This is a genomic window from Phenylobacterium sp. (genome assembly GCF_036502675.1).
Classification (GTDB): Bacteria; Pseudomonadota; Alphaproteobacteria; order Caulobacterales; family Caulobacteraceae; genus Phenylobacterium.
Genome location: NZ_DASXYF010000080.1, coordinates 41,455 through 58,414, shown reverse-complemented (window position 1 = coordinate 58,414; position 16,960 = coordinate 41,455). Strand labels below are relative to the sequence as shown.

Here is a 16,960-nt window from a genome sequence, read left to right as displayed (position 1 = left end):
ATCCGGAGCACCATTCGATGGGCAAGCCCACCGGTTTCCTCGAGATCGACCGGCGCGACCGGTCCTATGAGAAGCCCGCCGAACGCCTGAAGACCTGGAAGGAGTTCGTGAAGCCGCTGTCCTATGGCGAGGTCGGCCGGCAGGCCGCGCGCTGCATGGACTGCGGGATTCCATTCTGCCACCAGGGCTGTCCGGTGAACAACCAGATCCCGGACTTCAACAACCTGGTCTACCGCGACCAGTGGCGCACGGCGCTCGACAACCTGCTGTCGACCAACAACTTTCCGGAGTTCACCGGCCGCATCTGCCCTGCGCCCTGCGAGGCGGCCTGCGTGCTGAACATCGACGACAACCCGGTGACCATCAAGACCATCGAGGTCCAGATCATCGACCGCGGCTGGGAGGAAGGCTGGATCACGCCCCAGCCGTCGCCCCGCGGCACCGGCAAGCGGGTGGCGGTGGTGGGCTCGGGCCCGGCGGGGCTGGCCTGCGCCCAGCAGCTCGCCCGCGCCGGCCACTCGCCGACCGTTTTCGAGAAGAGCGACCGCATCGGCGGCCTGCTGCGCTACGGCATCCCCGACTTCAAGATGGAGAAGCACCTTATCGACCGGCGCGTCCGGCAGATGGAGGCCGAAGGCGTGATCTTCCGCACCGGCATGGAGGTCGGCGTCCACGTCACCGTGCGGCGCCTGCTCGACGACTACGACGTGCTGGTGATGGCCGGCGGCGCCGAGGCGCCGCGCGACCTGGACGCGGCCGGGCGCGACGTGGACGGCGTCCACTTCGCCATGGAATTCCTTATCCAGCAGAACAAGCGCAACGCCGGAGACCCCGAGGCCGTCGCCGCGCCCAATGGCGCCATCTCCGCCGAGGGCAGGCACGTGGTGGTGATCGGCGGCGGCGACACCGGAAGCGACTGCATCGGCACCTCCAACCGCCAGGGCGCGGCCTCGGTGGTCCAGCTGGAGATCATGCCGCAGCCGCCGGAGCGGGAGAACAAGGCGCTCACCTGGCCCAACTGGCCGCTGAAGATGCGCACCTCCTCCTCGCAGGAGGAGGGCTGCGACCGCGACTTCGCCATCGCCACCCGCCGGGTGGTCTCCGCGAACGGCAAGGTGACGGCGCTGGAGTGCGCGCGCCTCGAATGGGTGGCCGACGCCGACGGCCGCATGCAGATGCAGGAAATCGCGGACAGCGCCTTCGAGATCAAGGCCGACCTCGTCCTGCTGGCCATGGGCTTCACCGGCCCGCGCCAGCCGGGCTTCGTGGCCGACACCGGCGTCGAGCTCGACCCCCGCGGCGCGGTGAAGGCCAATGTGGTCGACTACCGCACCTCCACCCCGGACATCTTCGCCTGCGGCGACATGCGCCGCGGCCAATCCCTGGTGGTCTGGGCCATCCGCGAAGGCCGCCAGTGCGCCCAGGCGGTGGACGCCTACCTGATGGGCGCCAGCCGGCTGCCGCGGTAGGCGGCCGCGGCGCCGCGACCCGCTACTTGAACTTGATCTCGCGGGTGTTCATGACGCCCCGCAGCACGCGCATGGATTCCCGCGAGACGGCGGCCTGGTTGCTCTTGGGCGTCGAGCCGAACAGCAGGGCGTTGTCCTTGTCCTGGTCGTCGAGCGAGCGGTCGAACGCCGCCATGTTCTTGTATTGGATGATCAGGATCACGTCCGGCTCGTGGTCCCGCGGGGCGTCCACGGCCAGCACCCGGTAGTCGAGCACATCGCCGCGCTTCTTCTGCAGCTCGTTCGACTTGCGCCAGGTGGTCGCGAGGTAGGCCATGTAGTCGTCGAACATGCCGGGCCTGGTCTCGATGGAGCTGATCTGCCAGACCGGCCCCTGGTCGTAGACCCGTTCGGCCATCTGGGCGCAGGCGGGGAGGGGCAGGGCGCCCGCCGCGGCGACGGCCGTGGCGACGGCGGCGGCTTTCAAGGTCCGAAGCATCACTATCACGCCCTCCTGGCTGGCGCGACCGCCCGGGATCGGACGATCCGCGGGGCCAGTGGGCGCGCAAGCGGGGCTTCGCGCAAGGTCGAGCGCCACCAGCCGCCGGCCAAGGTCACCCCGACGGCGCGTAGAGCACCTCGTGCGCCCGGGCCAGGCTGTGGACCCGCCGCCAGGCGGCCGGGCAGGTCGAACTCGCCTAATCGCTGCACGTCGCGCCCCGAGGCTGCCGGGGATTGACCCGCAAACCCGCAGAGGCGTCATGCGAGCGGTCGAAAGCCCTCGCAATCGCCGCGGGCCGGCTGGTAAGGCGACGTTACGAAAGCGGGTGAGGACAGGCCGAATGGAGAAGTCAGGCAAGGGCGCGGTGCTGGTGGCCGGCGGCGCCGGCTACATCGGGGCGCACACCGCCCAGGCGCTGCACGCCCAGGGCTACCTGCCGGTGGTCTTCGACAACCTGAGCTCCGGCGCCCGCGAGGCCGTGCGCTGGGGCCCGCTGGCGCACGGCGACGTGCGCGACGCCGCGGCGCTGGCAGACGCCATGGCTAAGCACGACGTCCAGGCGGTGATCCACTTCGCCAGCCTGATCGAGGTGGGCCGCTCGGTGGCCCGCCCCGACCTCTTCTGGGAGCACAACGTCGGCGGCACCGCCACCCTCCTGCAGGCCATGCGGGCCCGCGGCGTCCGGCGCCTGGTGTTCTCCTCCAGCGCCGCCGTCTACGGCCAGGGCGGCCGAGGTCCCCTGGAGAGCATCGCCGAGCACGCCGCCAAGGACCCGGCCAGCCCCTATGGCGACACCAAGCTCGCCTGCGAGCGGCTGATCGCCGCCCACGGACGGGCGTTCGGCCTCACCGCGGTGGCGCTGCGCTACTTCAACGCCGCCGGCGCCGACCCCTCCGGCCTGATCGGCGAAGCCCACGCGCCGGAGACCCATCTGATCCCGCTGGCCATCGCCGCGGCGCTCGGCGACGGCAAGGCGCTCACCGTGTTCGGCGACGACTTCGACACCCCGGACGGGACCTGCCTGCGCGACTACGTGCATGTGAACGACCTGGCCGCCGCCCACGTGGCCGCCCTGGAGGCGCCGCTGGCCGAGGGCGCGTTCGAGGCGGTGAACATCGGCGCCGGCCGCGCCTATTCGGTGTTCGAGGTGATCGCCGAGGCAGCCCGCGCCCTGGGCCGACCGGTCCCCCACGCCGTCGGCGCCAGGCGGGAAGGGGACCCTCCCAGCCTGCTGGCCGACGTGGCCCGCGCCCGCGCGGTGCTCGGCTGGACGCCCAAGGTCTCCGGCCTCGACGAGATCGTCCGCGACGCCGTCCGCTGGGAGAGCGCCCCGGCCTACGGGCGGCCCGGCCGCAAGGCCGCCATGGCGGCCCTGTCCGCCTCCGCCTGACCAAAGTTCCCGCCCTCGCGACGTGAACCCGCCGCGCCTTGGGGCGTTGAGGATCCCGGCGAAGCGGCGCCTTTGCGGACGCCCTTCGGCAGTCGTAGGGAATGAATGTGGTCCGAGGCCGGAATCGGCGGGCTGGCCTGTCGTGAGGTCGACGACCTCTGCCGCGCCCTGGCCACGGGCGCCGGGTTCGCCTTGGTCAGCGACGAGGCGCGGCGGACGTCGGACCTCGCGCCGCTGGCGCAGTGGGTGCGCGACCAACCGCCCTGGTCGGATTTTCCGTTCATCCCGCTCACCGAGCGCGGCGGCATGGAGCGCAATCCAGCCGCCTCGCGCATGGTGGCGGCGCTGGGCAATGTGGTGTTCCTGGAGCGGCCGTTTCATCCCACCAGCCTGGTCAGCGTCGCCCGCACCGCTCTCCGGGCCCGCCAGCGCCAGTACGACGCCCGGCAGCTCATCGAGGAGATCCGCGAGGCCGAGGCCCTGCTGGAGCGGCGGGTGCGCGAGCGGCGCGACCTGCTGCAGAGCACGATGGGCGGCGTGGCCAGCATCGAGACCGTCCTGCAGCCCGACCTGTGGCCGGCGACGATCGACCCCACCCAGATCGAGCTGGTGATCCTCAACCTGGCCATCAACGGCCGCGACGCCATGGAGGGCGGCGGCTCCCCGGTCGTCAAGACCGCCAACACCCTGCTCGGCGCGCCGCAGTATCCCGAGGAGCCGCCGGCCGGCGACTATGTGATGGTCTCGGTCACCGACAGCGGCACGGGCATGACGCCGGAGGTGCGGGCCAAGGCGTTCGAGCCGTTCTTCACCACCAAGCCCGTGGGCCGCGGCTCCGGGCTGGGGCTAAGTCAGGTCTACGGCCTGGCCAAGCAGTCCGGCGGCGGCGTGCGGATCATCACCGGGCCGGGGAAGGGAACTTCGGTCCAGGTCTTCCTGCCGCGCGCCGCCCGGGCCTGCCCGTGGTGTTCCTCACCGGCTACGCCGACGCCGAAAGCCTGGAGCGCGCCGATCCCGACGCGGTCGTGCGCAAGCCGTTCGACGCGCGCGAGCTTTCCGCTAAGCTCGGCGGCGCCTTGAAGCCCGGCGCGGTCGCCTGAACCGACTGCCGTCCGGGCCGAACATGGTTAGGAAAATCGTTAAGCGTCTCAAGGCCTTTAAGAGGCGATCCTGAGCGTTTAGACTGTCGGTGTCGTGCAACGGCGCGTCGGGGCGTCGGCGGAGGTGTTGCGTGAGACGAGCATCGGTCCTGGTGTCGGCCTTTCTGGCCATGGCGACGCAGGCCGCGGCGGCGCCGCAGGCGCCCGCCCGTCCGGATCCCGCGCCAGCGTCGGCCCCGCCGGCCGCTCCGGCCGCCGACTATCGCAAGGGAGTCGAGGCGTTGCGCGCCGGCCAGCTCGACAAGGCCGAGGCCGCCGCCCTGTCGATCCTCAGCGCCCAGCCGCAGCAGGCCAGCGGCCGCCAGCTCCTCGGTCTCGTCAAGGTCAAGAAGGGCGACCTGCCCGGCGCCGTGGGCGAGTTCGACAAGGCGCTCACCAGCGACCCGCAGTCCATCCCCGCCCGCGAGGAGCGCGCCGTCGCCTTCGCCCGCATGGGCCAGCCCGACAAGGCCCGCGCCGACCTCGAGGCGCTGAAAACCCGCGCCGCCGCCTGCGCCAAGGCCTGCCCGCCGGAACTGCGCACCGCGGTCTCCCGGGTTGAGGCGGCGCTGGCCGCCGGCCGCCCCGCCGCCGCCCTCAGCGCCGCCGCCGCCCTCGCCCACATGAGCGCCGCGGCTACCGCGCCGAGCAGCTTCTGACGCGCGGCGCTCCGGCAACGACGCCATCGCCGGGCTTGTCCCGGCCTCCTGGGCCTCCTAGACCTCAGAATCCGCTCCGCAGCGCCGCCGCCACCGCCGCGATCTTGGCCTCCGTCTCCGCCCGCTCGGCCGAAGGCTCGCTGTCGGCCACCACGCCGGCGCCGGCCCGGGCCTCCACCCGCCAGCCGTCGGCGTCCTGCACGAAGGCCGCGGTACGGATCAGCACGCTGGAGTCCAGGTTTCCGTCGAAGCCCAGCCGGAACATCGCGCCGAAGAACGGCCCCCGCGGCGCCTCCAGCCTGGCGATCACCCGCATCGCCTGCACCTTCGGGGCGCCGGTGATGGAGCCGGGCGGGAAGGCGGCGCGCAGCAGGTCGACCGCGTCGCGTCCCGGCGCCAGCCGCCCGCGCACCGTCGAGACCAGATGGTGCACGTTGGCGAAGCTCTCCACGGCGAACAGCTGCGGGACCGCCACCGTGCCGGGCTCGCACACCCGCGCCAGGTCGTTGCGCATCAGGTCGACAATCATCAGGTTCTCGGCCCGGTCCTTGGCCGAACCCGCCAGCGCCTCCGCCAGCGCCCGGTCGGTCCCGGCGTCCGCGCCCCTGGGCGTGGTGCCCTTGATCGGCCGGGTGGAGGCCTCGATCCCGTCCAGCGCGAGGAACCGCTCCGGCGAGTTGGAGGCCACCGCGCGGCCGGCCAGGCGCAGGTAGCTGGCGAACGGCGCGGGGCTGGCCTCGGCCAGCCGAGCGAAGACGTCGAAGGGGCGTCCGCCGGGGGCCAGCCGCCCCCGCCAGCGCCGGGCGATGTTGGCCTGGAAGATCTCGCCGGCGGCGATCCGCTCGACCACCTCGGCCACGGCGCGCTCGTAGGCTGCGGGATCGTCGGCGGCGAGATCCGCGCCCCCGGCGCCCGGCGGCTGCGGCGCGGCGCCCAGCCAGCCCAGCGCCCGCCGGGCCTGGCCGCGGGCGGCGGCCTCGTCCGCGCCCCGGCCCACCGCCCAGAGCCGCCGCCCGGCCTGGTCGAAGGCCAGGATCGCCGGATAGCGGGCGCAGGCCAGGTCCGGCCAGCCGTCCAGCCGCGCCAGGCCCAGCGGCTCCACCCGGTCGCCCAGCTCGTAGCAGGCCAGGCCCGCCACCCCGCCCTGGAACGGCGGGCCGCCGGCGAGGCCTGGCCGGCGCGGGCCTGCGAGCTCCGCCAGGGCCGCGAAGGCGTCGCCCGGGTCGTCACGCCCGATCACCAGCGTCCGGTCGGGCTGACGGGCGAGATAGGCCCAGCGCGCGTCCGCGCCGCCGCCCACCAGACCCAGCGCCCACGGCTCGTCGGCGAAGGCCGAGAGCACGGCTCCGGGGTCCCGCCACGGGGCTTCGACGAGGGCTGCCGCTTGCATGGGGCCGCCATAGCGCGCCCGGCGGGAACCGCATAGCCAGGCCCTGGATCAGCGCCTGGTCGGCGCCGCTTCGACTGGACAACGGGCGCGGGACCGCCAATTGATGGGCCGCAATCCACCACGTCCGGGGCCGCCCGGCGAACGACGGGAGGTCTGCGATGCGCCGGCACGAAGGCAAGGTGGCGCTGTGCGCCGGCAGCGCGACCGGCATGGGGGCGGAGACCGCCCTGCGCCTGGGCCGCGAGGGCGCCAGGGTGGTGGTGGGCGACGTCAACCTCGACGCCGCCCAGAAGCTCGTCGACCGGATGGTTTCCGAGGGCGGCGAGGGCCTGGCCATCACCTTCGACATCGCGGACCCCGATTCGGTGAAGGCGCTCGTCGACCGCACGGTCGAGCGCTTCGGCAAGCTCGACCTCATGCACGTCAACGCCACCGACCGGAAACTCAACCTCCAGGACTATGACGCGGTCACAACCGACCTGGAGGTGTTCGACCGTATGCACGCCGTCAGCCTGCGCGGTCACCTGCTGTGCACCCGCTTCGCCGTTCCGGAGATGCTGAAGGCCGGCGGCGGGGCGATCGTCTACACCTCGTCCGACGCCGGCAAGACCTCGGCCCCCCAGCGGATGAGCTACTACATCGCCAAGGCCGGGCTGAACGGGCTGATGCGCCACACCGCCATCCGCTGGGGCAAGGAGGGCGTCCGCGCCAACTGCATCTGTCCGGGGGTCATCCTGACGGACGCGGTGCTGGTCAACACGACCGAGGAGTTCCGCGAGCAGCAGCGGCGGCGCGTGCCGAGCCCCCGCCTCGGAACCATGCAGGACATCGCCGCGCTGGTCGCCTTTCTGCTCTCCGACGAGGCCGGCTGGATCAACGGCCAGGCCGTCAGCGTCGACGGCGGCAGCGTAATGCATGGATAGTGACGAGACGGGCTCCGGCGCGGAGGATCTCGACGCGACCCTGCTGCTGCGCCGCGGGGCCAGCCGGGTGGGCGCCGAGCGAATCGCGCTGCTAGAGGCCGTGGCGGAGCTGGGCTCGATCAGCGCCGCCGCCAAGCGCGTGGGCCTGAGCTACAAGGGCGCCTGGGACGCGGTGCAGGCGCTGAACAACCTGTTCGACCAGCCGGTGGTCTCCACCCAGGCCGGCGGCGCCCGCGGCGGCGCGGCGGCCGTCACGCCCCGCGGCCAGGCGCTGGTCGGCGCCTTCCACCGGGTCGAGGCGGAGCTGGCCGAGACCCTGGCGCGGCTGCAGGCGCAGCTGGCCGGCGACGGGGCGGACGACCTCAAAGGCCTGTTATGGAGTCTGGGCATGAAGACCAGCGCACGGAACGCCCTGCGCGGCGTGGTCGCGGAGGTGATCGAAGGCGCGGTGAATTCCGAGGTGACGCTGAAGGTCGCCGAGGGACTGGAGATCGTGGCGGTCGTCACCTGCCAGAGCGTCGCCGACCTGGGCCTCGTCCCCGGCAAGCCCGCCATGGCGCTGATCAAGGCGAGCTTTGTGACGCTGGCGGTGGGCGAGGGGCTGAAGACCTCCGCCCGCAACCAGCTCCGGGGCCAGGTGTCCCACCGCGAGGACGGCGCGGTCTCCAGCGAGGTCACCCTGGCGCTCGCCGGCGGCAAGTCGCTCACCGCCACCCTCACCCGGGCGAGCGCGGAGATCCTCGACCTCAAGCCGGGCGACTCCGTCACGGCGCTGGTCAAGGCCCCCCACGTGATCCTGGCGGTCGATTAGGGTTTTCGTCCCCCACCGAAGCCCGGTCGATGTCCGGGCCGGAACCTCAGGTCGCGTTGCGCGGATAGATGATCACCGAGAGGTAGGTCATCGGCCGCTGGACCAGCTCCTCCGGCCCGTGGGGCGCGCCCGAGTCGAACAGCATGGCGTCGCCGGGGGTCAGGCGGTAGGTGCGCTCGCCGTGCCGGTAGATCACCTCGCCCGACAGCATGTAGATGAACTCCATGCCGGCGTGCTGGAAGCCGATGTGCGGCACGGCGTCCGCCTGCAGGGTGATCAGGAACGGCTCGACGGCGATGTCGCCGCGCAGGGCGTGGCCCAGGAGCTGATAGACGTGGCCGGCCTTGGTGCCGCGCCGCTCGATGACCACGGTCTGGTCGTGGCGGACGTAGGAGCAGTCCTGCCGGTCCTCGGACGCGGCGAACAGCGAGCTCAACGGCGCGCCCAGCGCATGGGCCAGCGCCTGCAGGGTGGAGAGCGACGGCGAGATCTGGCCGTTCTCGATCTTCGACAGCATGCCGGTGGAGATGCCGGCCGCGCCGGCCAGGTCGGCGACCGACAGGTCCTGCTGGCGCCGCCGCTGGCGGATCTGGCCGCCCAGGGCGCGCTCCAGGGTGCGGACGGGGGCCTGCGGCGCGCCCGAGGCGGTCTTCATTTCGCCGGCGTCGGCGGGGGCGGCGGAAGTCCTGGAAGCCATGCGGTGAACAGACGTCCAGGGCGCGCGGGCTGTCAAGCGACGGAAGGCCGGGTGGAGCGCACCTCGAGGCCCAGGCCGGCGGCGCCGGCGCCCAGCCAGTGGGCGACATGGCCGGCGGAGCTGCGCGGGACGGCCAGCTCGAAACCATCGGCGCGCCGCCAGAGCAGGATTTTAACGTGCGCGGTCACCGTCGCGGCGGCCGCGCCCACCGGAAACGCCTTCGGGTGCAGGTCGATGGACACCCCCTTGGCCAGCACTTCGCCCGCCGCGGGGCCGCCCAGCCGCAGCAGGCCGTAGCCGCCGGACTGGTCGACGACGCCGGCGAGCCCGGCCAGCCGCCCGGCCAGCCGCGCAGCCCAGGCGAAGCCGCCGGCCTCGCGCACCGCCAGCCAGGCGCCCGGCGCGGTCCCCACGAAGACCGTGGCCGGGCCGAAGGCGCAGCGCGGCCCGTCCGCCGGGGCCAGGCCGCAGTCCTCGCGCACCCGGGCGATCAGCGCCGGCCCCTGGCCGCGGCGGGCCTGGACGAGGGCCACGCCGTCGCCGGCGCGGGGCTCGACCCAGAAGCCGGGCGGGCCGTCCACGGCCTCGAACAGGCCGGCGAAGGGGGCTGTCGACTCAACCACGCAGGCGGCTCCCCTCCGGATCGACGAACACCGGCGGACAGACCTCCACCACCACGTCGCCGTTACGCACCGGATCGTAGGCCCGCACCCGCTCGCCGTACCGCCGCGGGCCGCCCTTCAGCAGGCCCAGGCCGATCCAGCCGCCCACCGTGGGCGAGAAGGCGGCGGCGGTGAGCCAGCCCTCGTCGTGCGCCGCCGTGGCCGGCGCGCCCACCGGCAGGAAATGCGCGCCGGCGCGCAGCCGCCGGCCGGGATCGACCGGGCGCAGCCCTACCAGCGCCGGGCGGTCGGGGTCGGCCAGGCCGGGCCGGCCGGCCAGCACCCGGCCCACATAGTCCTTCTTCCTCGACATCATCCGGCCGAGGCCCAGGTCCGCCGCGGTGGTCTGGCCGTTCAGCTCGCCGCCGCCCGCGTGGCCCTTCTCGATGCGCATCACCCCCAGCGCCTCGGTCCCGTAGGGCGTGACGCCCAGCGGCGCGCCGGCCTGCATCAGGGCGCGAACCAGGGCCTCGCCGTAGCCCGCGGGCACGGCGACCTCGAAGGCCCGCTCGCCGGAGAACGACAGGCGGAAGACGCGCGCCGGGATTTCGCCCCAGCGGGTCTCGGCGGCGGCCATGTAGGGGAAGGCCGCGTCCGCCAGGTCGACCGCCTGGCCGAACAGCGCCTGCAGCAGCTCGCGCGAGCGGGGGCCGGCGACGGCGACCTGCGCCCATTGCTCGGTCACCGAGGCCATCTGGAGGTCGAGGTCCGGCCACACCGCCTGGTGGTGGAACTCCAGGTGGGCCATCACCCGGGCGGCGCCGGCCGTGGTGGTGGACATCACGAAGTGGTCGGGGCCCAGGCGCGCCGTGGTTCCGTCGTCGAGCACCAGGCCGTCCTCGCGCAGCATGACCCCGTAACGGGCCTTGCCGACCGGCAGGGTCGAGAAGGTGTTGACGTAGACCCGGTCGAGGAAGCGGCCGGCGTCCGGGCCCTGCAGGTCGATCTTGCCCAGGGTGGAGACGTCGCAGACGCCGACGCCGGAGCGGACCGCCGTCACCTCGCGGCTGACGGTGGCCAGCCAGTCGGCCTCGCCCGGCCTCGCGAACCACTGGGCGCGCTTCCATTCGCCGGCGTCGACGAAGGTCGCGCCCAGCTCCTGCGCCCAACCGTGCGACGGCGTCAGGCGGGCCGGGCGGAAATGGCGGCCGCGGGCGTGGCCGGCGAAGGCGCCGATGGCCACCGGAAACTGCGGGGGGCGGGCCCGGGTGGTGCCGGTTTCGGGGATGGACGCGCCGGTCAGCTCGGCCATCAGGGCCAGGCCGTTGAGGTTGGAGGTCTTGCCCTGCTCCGTCCCCATGCCGAGCGTCGTGTAGCGCTTGAGGTGCTCCACCGAGCGGAAACCCTCGCGGGCGGCGATCTCCACGTCGGTGACGGTGACGTCGTTCTGGAAATCCACGAAGGCCTTGGTGCGCGACCCCGCCACCCGCCACAGCGGCGCGGCGGCCGACGGCTCGTCGTCGGCGCGCGGGGCGGCCACCCGGGCGCTGAAGCCCAGGGCGGCGGCCGCCGCGGCCCCGCGGTGGGCGCCGTCGCGCAGGGCCGCGCCCAGGGCCAGCTCGCTGGCGGCGGCCCCGGCGAGCGCCATGCCCGGCGGCGGGCGGACGGGCTGGAAGGCGGCCTTGGCTTCGTCCCAGGCCGGTCGGTCGCCGTGATGGGCGGCGAGCGCGATCTGCGGCGTCCACCCGCCGGAGACGGCCAGCAGGTCGACGGCGATCGTACGGCGTGCGCCGCCGGCGTCGCGCACCTCGATGCGCCGCAGCGCCCGGCCGCCGACGGCGTCGGTCACCTGGGCGCCCAGCAACACTTCCGCGCCGGCCGCCCGCGCCGCATCCGCCAGTCCGGGCGCGACCTCGGCCCGCGCGTCGATCACCGCGGCGAGCTCGATCCCACCGGCCCGCAGGTCGGCCGCCGTGCGCCAACCGTCGTCGGTGGCGGTGAACACCGCCGCCCGCCGCCCGGGGACGGCGGCGAAGCGGTTCAGGTAGCTGCGCACCGCGCCGGCCAGCATCACGCCCGGCCGGTCGTTGCCGCCGAACACCAGGGGCCGCTCCACCGCCCCGGCGGCCAGGACGGCGCGGCGGGCGACGATCTTCCACAGCCGCTGGCGCGGAAGGCCGGGGGCGGGCCGGGGCAGGTGGTCGCTCACCCGCTCGATCGCGCCGTAGACCCCGCAGTCGTAGACCCCGAAGACCTGGGTGCGCCGAAGGATCCGCACCTCCGGCAGACTGGCCAGCTCCGCCGCCGCCGCGGCGGCCCAGACGGCGGCGGGCTGGCCGTCCACCTGCGCCCGCTCGGAGAGCAGCCCGCCGCCGAGGGCGAAGTCGTCCTCGCAGAGCAGCACCCGCGCGCCGGCCCGGGCGGCGGCCAGGGCGGCGGCGAGGCCCGCGGGCCCGGCGCCCACCACCAGCACGTCGCAGAAGGCGTGGCTCTTCTCGTAGGCGTCCGGGTCCGCCTGGCCCGAGGCGCGGCCCAGGCCGGCGGCGCGGCGGATGGCGGGCTCGTAGAGCCGCTCCCAGAAGGCGGCCGGCCACATGAAGGTCTTGTAGTAGAAGCCCGTCGCGAAGACCGGGCCGGCCAGGCCGGCGACCGCCATGGCGTCGAAGGCCAGCGACGGCCAGCGGTTCTGGCTGGCGGCGGCGAGCCCGTCGAACAGCTCGACGGCGGTGGCCTGCAGATTGGGTTCGCGCCGCGCGCCGACGCCGATCTCCACCAGGGCGTTGGGCTCCTCGCGCCCGGCGGCCAGCAGGCCGCGGGGACGATGGTATTTGAACGAGCGGCCCACCAGCCGCACGCCGTTGGCCATCAGGGCGGAGGCCAGGGTGTCGCCCGCCAGGCCGTGCAGCGTCCGCCCGTCGAAGCTGAAGGCCAGCGGCCGGCCGCGGTCGACCAGCCCCCCTTGCTCCAGGCGGAAGGCCCCGGTCATGCGTCCGGCCCCTGCGCCAGGCTGACCGCGAACACCTCGTGGGTGCGGGTGTCGCGCTCCACCACCAGCCAACGGCGGCAGCCGGCGGCGTGGCGCCAGTGCTCGCGGCTGCGCCCGGCCGGGTTGATGCGCGGATAGAGCCAGGCCGCGAACCCCGCCTCGGCGTTCGGCGCCGCGGGGTCCGGCCGCGGCGGCGCGACCTCGCCGCGGCAGGTGAACTCCGCAAGGTCGCGTTCGCCGCAGAAGGGGCAGGGCAGGCGCATGGTCAGTGCAGGTTGGGCTGCGCCCCCTGGCCTTTCTCGTCGAGGAGATGTCCGGTGGCGAAGCGATCCAGGCGGTAGGCGGCCGCCGTGGGCCAGGACCGGCCGGTGGCCATCAGGTGGGCCAGGCACCAGCCGGCGGCGGGCGTGGCCTTGAAGCCGCCGTAGCACCAGCCGGCGTTGAGGTAGAGGCCGTCTACCGGCGTGCGGTCGATGATCGGCGAGCCGTCCTGCGACATGTCGACGACGCCGCCCCAGCTGCGCAGCATCCTGAGGCGCCCAATCATCGGCATCAGCGCCATGCCGCCTTCGCAGACGTCCTCGACGGCCGGCAGGTTCCCCCGCTGAGCGTAGGAGTTGTAGCCGTCCAGGTCGCCGCCGAACACCAACCCGCCCTTGTCCGACTGGCTGATGTAGAAGTGCCCGGCGCCGAAGGTGATCACCCCCGGGATCAGCGGCTTGACCGCCTCGGAGACGAAGGCCTGCAGCAGGTGGCTCTCGACGGGCAGGCGCAGGCCCGCGGTCTCGGCCAGCCGCGACGAATGGCCGGCGACCGACAGGCCCACCACGGGGGCGGCGATATAGCCGCGGCTGGTCTCAACCCCCACCACCTGGCCGGCCTCGCGGCGCACGGCGGTCACCTCGCAGTTCTGCACGATGTCGACGCCGCGGCGGTCGGCGGCCCGCGCGTAGCCCCAGACCACCGCGTCGTGCCGGGCCGTGCCGCCGCGTTTCTGCAGCAGCCCGCCGGTGACCGGGAAGCGCGCGTCGTCGAAGTTCAGGAACGGCGCCATGCGGCGCACGCCCTCGGCGTCCAGCAGCTCGGCGTCCACGCCGTGCAGGCGCATGGCGTTGCCGCGGCGGGCGTAGGCGTCGCGCTGGGCGTCGGAATGGTGGAGGTTCAGCACGCCCCGCTGGCTGACCATGGCGTTGTAGTTGAGGTCCTGCTCCAGGCCCCCCCACAGGCGCATGGCCTGCTCGTAGAGCGGGATGTTGCCGTCCAGCAGGTAGTTGGAGCGGATGATGGTGGTGTTGCGACCGGCGTTTCCGGAGCCGATCCAGCCCTTCTCCAGCACCGCCACCCGGGTCATGCCGTGGTTGCGGGCCAGGTAGTAGGCCGCCGCCAGCCCATGGCCGCCGCCGCCCACCACGACCGCGTCGTAGCTGTCCTTCGGCGCCGCATCGCGCCAGACGGGTTTCCAGGCCCGATGCCCGCCCAGCGCGTTGGCGAGAAGGCTGAAGATCGAATAGCGCACAAACCCCACCCGACAACGCGCACGCGACGAACCACGCTTGACAGGCAAATTAGTTGCTTGTGAGGATGAGGGTGGGCACAGAAACGACGAATACGTATCCAAAAACGACATGTACGCCGTATTGCGCGAGGCAACCCAGCTGACCGGCTTCCTGCTGCTGGAGGGGTTTGCGCTGATGTCCTACGCCTCGGCCATCGAGCCGCTGCGCGCCGCCAACATCCTGGCCAGGCGCAAGCTCTACGAATGGCGCCACATCTCCGTGAACGGCCAGGCGGCGACGGCGTCGAACGGCGTCGCCGTGGCGGCGGACGGACGGGTGGGCGACGAGGGGCGGCTGGACGCGCTGTTCGTCTGCGCCGGCGGCGCCCCGGCGGCCTTCGACCATGGCCCGACGCTGGCCTGGCTGCGCAGCCTGAGCCAGCGCGGCGTGCGGATCGGCGGCATCTCCGGCGGGCCCTATGTGCTGGCGCGGGCGGGGTTGCTCAACGGCTACCGCTGCACCATCCACTGGGAGCACGCGCCGGCGCTGGCCGAGGAGTTCCCCGACCTGGACATCCGCCACACCCTCTACGAGATCGACCGGGACCGGCTGACCTGCGCCGGCGGCATCGCGGCGCTGGACATGATGGTCGACCAGATCGAGCGCGACCACGGGGCCAAGCTGGGCGCCGCGGTCAGCGAATGGCACCTGCGCACCCAGGTGCGCCAGGCGGGCAGCTCGCAACGGATGACGCTGTCGGAGCGCTTCGGCGTCTCCAGCGAGAAGGTGCTGCGCGCCCTGGCCTTCATGGAGGCCAACCTGGAGGAGCCGGCCACGGTGGAGGAACTGGCCGCAGCCGCGGGCAGCACGGTGCGCCAACTGCAGCGGCTGTTCGTCCAGCACCTGGGGCATACGCCCATGCGCCAGTACCTGCTCCTGCGGCTGGAGCGCAGCCAGGTGCTGTTGCGCCAGACCGCCATGCCGCGCACGGAGGTGGCGCTGGCCTGCGGCTTCGCCAGCCCCAACCACTTCTCCCGCGCCTACAAGGCCCACTTCGGCCGCTCGCCAGGCGAAGAGCGTCAGCCGACCGCGCGCCGGCGCGCCCGCTGGACCGACGGCTCAGAAGCGGCGGACGAACCCTAGGGAGACCACGTTGGCCTTGATCCGGGAGTTGCGGAAATCCTGGCGGGTAAAGTCGGCGCGGTAGCCCTCGCCGGCCTTGGGCGAATATTGGGCGCCCGCGCCGAACTTGAAGGAGGTCCGGTTGCGGGCGCTGTCCACCGAGCCGGCCGTGTCGCCGCCGTAGCCCACCCGGGCGAACAGGTCGGTCTTGGGGGCCACCGGCAGGTAAGCCACGCCGAAGGTCGATCCCCTGCGGTCCCGCTCCGCCTCCCGCTCGAGGCCGCGGGAGAGCGTGAGGGGATTGCCGGCGCTCTCGGTCTCGGCGCCGAGGTGCTGGCTCAGGCGCAGCGTCCTGCGGTTCTGGTCCGAGACTTGCGCGGCGGGGATGGGCGGGTAGGCCTGAACGCTGTAGGCGGGGTTGAAAGCCGTCTGGGCGGCCGCGGCCATCGGGACGGCGGCGATAAGGGCGGACAGGGCGATCCTCAGCATTTTCGTCGGGCTCGTGCGGCGGCCCGAGCATTCCCGGACCGCATAAGAGCAACACGGGATGCGCCAATAGGTTGCCGGGCCGCGCCCGAAGCCCAGGTGCGGGTCAGCCGTAGTCCAGCTTCGGATTGAAGTCGCCGCGGCCCTCCGGCGTCAGGTCGAACAGGTTCCACATGGGATCGAGCAGGTCGTTGTGGCGGTATTGCTGGCCAGGCTCCGGCGGGACGTACAACAACTCCGAGCCCCAGGTGTGGCGGACGCCGACGGCCTCGCGGCGGAAGACGTTGAGCATGGGCATGTCCCACTCTTCACCGGGCTTGAAGTCCTGCTGCTCGCGCATGGCCGCCGACAGGCCCGCGGAATCGCCGAAGTAGTCGCGGTCATAGTCATTGCCGTCGGTGGAAAGCAGGTGCAGCCCGGTCCAGCCGCGCGCTTCGGCGAAGTCGGTCAGTCGTCCGATCGGCGATTTGGCCGCGACGACGAAGTTGATCCGCTGGTCCACATGCCGCACCTGCCCGTCGAGGGCGTCGAGGAAGTGGGTGCAGCCGGGGCAGGGGCGGGCGCGTTCGGGGCCGAACATGAAGCTGTAGACTGCGAGCGTGTCCTTGCCGGGCGCGAATAGCCCGGAGAGCGTCACCGGACCGCCGGGGCCCACGAAGCGGTAATCGTCCTTCACCGCCCCGCCGGGGGGCAGGGCGCGGCGCCGGGCGGCGACGCGCTCGACCTGGCGGCGCAGCGCCATCTCCTCTTCCAGGAGGGCGTTGCGGGCCGCGCGGTAGGCCGGGCTCTCGTTGGGAAAGGCGAGGTGCTGCAGGCTCATGACTGGCTCCCGGGCTGGCGGCCGTTTCCCCTAGGACGCGCGAGGACGGCCCATTCCGACAGGGCGGGCGAGAGATACCGTCGATGAACGCGCGGCGCACATGGGCGTTCAGGAGGAAACCCTGCAAGGAGCCCTGCCATGGGTGAACTCAACACCGAAGCCCGCAAGAAGCTGCCCAAGTCCAAATTCGCCGAACCGGACAAGCGGGCCTATCCCGTCGAGGACAAGCCCCACGCCCGCAACGCCAAGGCCCGCGCCGCCCAGGCGGTGAAGGCCGGCCGGATGAGCAAGGCGGAGGAAAAGCAGATCGACCGCAAGGCCGACGCGGTGCTCAAGAAGTCCTGAAGCCGGCAGCTTTCGCCGCTGGGCGCCGCCGCCGCAATGACCTGCATGGGCGAAATTGAAACCTTCGTGGCAGCCGCCATTCGCGGCGAATGGGTGGCGAAAAGGTGGCGACCGCTGTTGTCGGTCGCCCTGTCTTCGTGTCCT

At 73.0% G+C, this 16,960-nt stretch carries 17 protein-coding genes; 8 read left to right on the top strand and 9 right to left on the bottom strand.

Annotated features, from left to right (window positions below; translation table 11 throughout):
* Positions 1-17 precede the first annotated feature (17 nt).
* Positions 18-1,469 (top strand): glutamate synthase subunit beta, encoded by a 1,452-nt coding sequence (locus VGL30_RS10295; RefSeq protein WP_331539571.1) that lies wholly within the window; start codon positions 18-20, stop codon positions 1,467-1,469.
* A gap of 22 nt (positions 1,470-1,491) precedes the next feature.
* Here VGL30_RS10295 and VGL30_RS10290 read toward each other — a convergent pair whose 3' ends face one another.
* Complete coding sequence (locus VGL30_RS10290) at positions 1,492-1,947, bottom strand: hypothetical protein (protein WP_331539569.1); 456 nt, start codon at positions 1,945-1,947, stop codon at positions 1,492-1,494.
* Positions 1,948-2,290: 343 nt separating this feature from the next.
* Here VGL30_RS10290 and galE point away from each other — a divergent pair, with 343 nt between their 5' ends.
* From galE to VGL30_RS10275, 3 genes are all read left to right on the top strand, one after another.
* Positions 2,291-3,340, top strand: coding sequence for a UDP-glucose 4-epimerase GalE (gene galE, locus VGL30_RS10285; RefSeq protein ID WP_331539567.1), 1,050 nt, complete (start codon positions 2,291-2,293; stop codon positions 3,338-3,340).
* Between the two features lie 105 nt (positions 3,341-3,445).
* Positions 3,446-4,420 (top strand): ATP-binding protein, encoded by a 975-nt coding sequence (locus VGL30_RS10280; RefSeq protein ID WP_331539565.1) that lies wholly within the window; start codon positions 3,446-3,448, stop codon positions 4,418-4,420.
* Between the two features lie 151 nt (positions 4,421-4,571).
* The gene (locus tag VGL30_RS10275) at positions 4,572-5,138 is read left to right on the top strand and encodes a tetratricopeptide repeat protein (protein ID WP_331539563.1); all 567 of its coding nucleotides are present in this window, start codon (positions 4,572-4,574) and stop codon (positions 5,136-5,138) included.
* A 64-nt stretch (positions 5,139-5,202) separates the two neighbouring features.
* Here the strand turns inward: VGL30_RS10275 and VGL30_RS10270 are convergent, their stop codons facing one another.
* Positions 5,203-6,528 carry an anthranilate synthase component I family protein gene (locus VGL30_RS10270; protein WP_331539561.1) on the bottom strand — a complete coding sequence of 442 codons (1,326 nt, stop codon included), beginning with the start codon at positions 6,526-6,528 and terminating at the stop codon, positions 5,203-5,205.
* Between the two features lie 158 nt (positions 6,529-6,686).
* Between VGL30_RS10270 and VGL30_RS10265 the strand changes: the two genes are divergently transcribed.
* Positions 6,687-7,451: an SDR family NAD(P)-dependent oxidoreductase gene (locus VGL30_RS10265; protein WP_331539559.1), complete on the top strand. Its 765-nt coding sequence runs from the start codon at positions 6,687-6,689 to the stop codon at positions 7,449-7,451.
* Positions 7,444-8,262: a TOBE domain-containing protein gene (locus VGL30_RS10260; protein WP_331539557.1), complete on the top strand. Its 819-nt coding sequence runs from the start codon at positions 7,444-7,446 to the stop codon at positions 8,260-8,262. The genes VGL30_RS10265 and VGL30_RS10260 overlap by 8 nt, the downstream gene beginning before the upstream one ends.
* Positions 8,263-8,308: 46 nt before the next feature.
* Here VGL30_RS10260 and VGL30_RS10255 read toward each other — a convergent pair whose 3' ends face one another.
* From VGL30_RS10255 to VGL30_RS10235, 5 genes are read right to left on the bottom strand one after another with little or no spacing between them, the layout of a single operon-like run.
* Positions 8,309-8,959, bottom strand: coding sequence for an XRE family transcriptional regulator (locus tag VGL30_RS10255; protein ID WP_331539555.1), 651 nt, complete (start codon positions 8,957-8,959; stop codon positions 8,309-8,311).
* A gap of 32 nt (positions 8,960-8,991) precedes the next feature.
* Complete coding sequence (locus VGL30_RS10250; protein ID WP_331539553.1) at positions 8,992-9,582, bottom strand: sarcosine oxidase subunit gamma family protein; 591 nt, start codon at positions 9,580-9,582, stop codon at positions 8,992-8,994.
* The gene (locus VGL30_RS10245; protein WP_331539551.1) at positions 9,575-12,547 is read right to left on the bottom strand and encodes a sarcosine oxidase subunit alpha family protein; all 2,973 of its coding nucleotides are present in this window, start codon (positions 12,545-12,547) and stop codon (positions 9,575-9,577) included. Before VGL30_RS10245 ends, VGL30_RS10250 begins: the two co-directional genes overlap by 8 nt.
* Positions 12,544-12,810 (bottom strand): sarcosine oxidase subunit delta, encoded by a 267-nt coding sequence (locus VGL30_RS10240; protein WP_331539549.1) that lies wholly within the window; start codon positions 12,808-12,810, stop codon positions 12,544-12,546. The genes VGL30_RS10245 and VGL30_RS10240 overlap by 4 nt, the downstream gene beginning before the upstream one ends.
* A 2-nt stretch (positions 12,811-12,812) precedes the next feature.
* Positions 12,813-14,063, bottom strand: a complete 1,251-nt coding sequence (locus VGL30_RS10235) for a sarcosine oxidase subunit beta family protein (RefSeq protein ID WP_331539547.1) — start codon at positions 14,061-14,063, stop codon at positions 12,813-12,815.
* Positions 14,064-14,172: 109 nt separating this feature from the next.
* Here VGL30_RS10235 and VGL30_RS10230 point away from each other — a divergent pair, with 109 nt between their 5' ends.
* Positions 14,173-15,186, top strand: coding sequence for a GlxA family transcriptional regulator (locus VGL30_RS10230; RefSeq protein ID WP_331539545.1), 1,014 nt, complete (start codon positions 14,173-14,175; stop codon positions 15,184-15,186).
* Here the strand turns inward: VGL30_RS10230 and VGL30_RS10225 are convergent.
* Both VGL30_RS10225 and VGL30_RS10220 read right to left on the bottom strand, forming a co-directional pair.
* Positions 15,163-15,654, bottom strand: a complete 492-nt coding sequence (locus VGL30_RS10225) for an outer membrane beta-barrel protein (RefSeq protein WP_331539544.1) — start codon at positions 15,652-15,654, stop codon at positions 15,163-15,165. The genes VGL30_RS10230 and VGL30_RS10225 overlap by 24 nt on opposite strands.
* A 103-nt stretch (positions 15,655-15,757) precedes the next feature.
* Positions 15,758-16,471 carry a DUF899 family protein gene (locus VGL30_RS10220; protein ID WP_331539542.1) on the bottom strand — a complete coding sequence of 238 codons (714 nt, stop codon included), beginning with the start codon at positions 16,469-16,471 and terminating at the stop codon, positions 15,758-15,760.
* 138 nt (positions 16,472-16,609) lie between these two features.
* Here VGL30_RS10220 and VGL30_RS10215 point away from each other — a divergent pair, with 138 nt between their 5' ends.
* Positions 16,610-16,816, top strand: a complete 207-nt coding sequence (locus tag VGL30_RS10215) for a hypothetical protein (protein ID WP_331539540.1) — start codon at positions 16,610-16,612, stop codon at positions 16,814-16,816.
* The last annotated feature ends 144 nt before the right edge of the window (positions 16,817-16,960 follow it).

Coding starts and splice junctions, on each gene's coding strand:
- VGL30_RS10290 (WP_331539569.1), bottom strand. CDS start 1,947: ATGCTTCGGACCTTGAAAGCCGCCGCCGTCGCCACGGCCGTCGCCGCG.
- VGL30_RS10220 (WP_331539542.1), bottom strand. CDS start 16,471: ATGAGCCTGCAGCACCTCGCCTTTCCCAACGAGAGCCCGGCCTACCGC.
- VGL30_RS10255 (WP_331539555.1), bottom strand. CDS start 8,959: ATGGCTTCCAGGACTTCCGCCGCCCCCGCCGACGCCGGCGAAATGAAG.
- VGL30_RS10280 (WP_331539565.1), top strand. CDS start 3,446: ATGTGGTCCGAGGCCGGAATCGGCGGGCTGGCCTGTCGTGAGGTCGAC.
- VGL30_RS10215 (WP_331539540.1), top strand. CDS start 16,610: ATGGGTGAACTCAACACCGAAGCCCGCAAGAAGCTGCCCAAGTCCAAA.
- galE (WP_331539567.1), top strand. CDS start 2,291: ATGGAGAAGTCAGGCAAGGGCGCGGTGCTGGTGGCCGGCGGCGCCGGC.
- VGL30_RS10245 (WP_331539551.1), bottom strand. CDS start 12,547: ATGACCGGGGCCTTCCGCCTGGAGCAAGGGGGGCTGGTCGACCGCGGC.
- VGL30_RS10230 (WP_331539545.1), top strand. CDS start 14,173: ATGTACGCCGTATTGCGCGAGGCAACCCAGCTGACCGGCTTCCTGCTG.
- VGL30_RS10270 (WP_331539561.1), bottom strand. CDS start 6,528: ATGCAAGCGGCAGCCCTCGTCGAAGCCCCGTGGCGGGACCCCGGAGCC.
- VGL30_RS10295 (WP_331539571.1), top strand. CDS start 18: ATGGGCAAGCCCACCGGTTTCCTCGAGATCGACCGGCGCGACCGGTCC.
- VGL30_RS10265 (WP_331539559.1), top strand. CDS start 6,687: ATGCGCCGGCACGAAGGCAAGGTGGCGCTGTGCGCCGGCAGCGCGACC.
- VGL30_RS10225 (WP_331539544.1), bottom strand. CDS start 15,654: ATGCTGAGGATCGCCCTGTCCGCCCTTATCGCCGCCGTCCCGATGGCC.
- VGL30_RS10240 (WP_331539549.1), bottom strand. CDS start 12,810: ATGCGCCTGCCCTGCCCCTTCTGCGGCGAACGCGACCTTGCGGAGTTC.
- VGL30_RS10260 (WP_331539557.1), top strand. CDS start 7,444: ATGGATAGTGACGAGACGGGCTCCGGCGCGGAGGATCTCGACGCGACC.